Annotated in this window: 1 protein-coding gene; it reads right to left on the bottom strand. The window is 66.8% G+C overall.

Translation table 11 applies throughout. The features are described from left to right. Positions 1-10: 10 nt before the first annotated feature. Positions 11-896 (bottom strand): IS5 family transposase gene (locus DDA93_RS16110; RefSeq protein ID WP_116779322.1). Its coding sequence is split into 2 segments (ribosomal slippage): positions 11-544 and positions 546-896, totalling 885 coding nucleotides; the frame shifts between segments, so codons are not numbered across the junction. Between the last annotated feature and the right edge of the window lie 50 nt (positions 897-946).

Below are 946 nucleotides of genomic sequence, written 5' to 3' on the forward strand. Positions count from 1 at the left end.
AGGGCATGTCTCATAAACATTTCTGGCTCCATGCGATCACCGCGTTGAGGACCACCGCGGCACGGAAGACGACGGCGAGCTTGTCGTAGCGCGTTGCCAGCGCCCGCCACTGCTTGATGTCGCAGAAGCGCCGCTCCACGACGTTGCGTCCCTTGTAGTCGATGGCGTCGAACCCGGGCGGTCGCCCTCCGCGCGACCCGCGTCGTTTCCGGTGCGCCTGCTGGTCGCGCGGTTGCGGGATCACGGCGCGGATGCCGCGGTCACGCAGGTGACTGCGGATCGCTCGTGAGGAATACGCCTTGTCCCCACGGACCGCGTCAGGACGGGTGCGGGGGCGCCCGACCGGGCGCGTGACGCGAAGCCCGGACAGCAGCGGCAACAACGCGGGCGCGTCGCCAGACTGGCCAGGTGCGACCGCGATCACCAGCGGCAAACCGTGGTCATCGACAAGCTGGTGGATCTTCGTCGACAGCCCGCCGCGGGAGCGGCCGATCGCGTGATCAGGCGGCTCGACGGCCGGATTCTTGTAATTCGATCCAGCCCCCTGTGAGGCGCGTGAGGTTGGTCGCGTGCTGATGCGCGCGAGCGATCGAGGAGTCCACCGACACCGTCCAGCCGATCTTCCCGTCCCTGTCTGCCGCAGCGAGCAGGGTCTGGTGAACCCGGTCCCAGGTACCGTCGGCCGCGAGATTACGATGCCATCGCCACACCGTTTGCCAGGGGCCGAACTCCCGCGGCAGGTCACGCCACGCGATCCCGCACCGGTACCGGTAGATGATGCCCTCCACGATCCTCCGTGCGTCAGAGAACGGGCGACCCTGCCGCCCGGTCCGAGACGGAAGAAACGGCGCGATCAACGCCCACTGATCATCAGAGAGAAGCTGGAAACGAGACACCCCTCCAGCCTCTCACCCGTACACCTCAACCTTTATGAGACATGCCCTAG

The sequence above is a fragment of the Arthrobacter sp. Bz4 genome (assembly GCF_003075455.1).
Classification (GTDB): domain Bacteria; phylum Actinomycetota; class Actinomycetes; order Actinomycetales; family Micrococcaceae; genus Arthrobacter_D.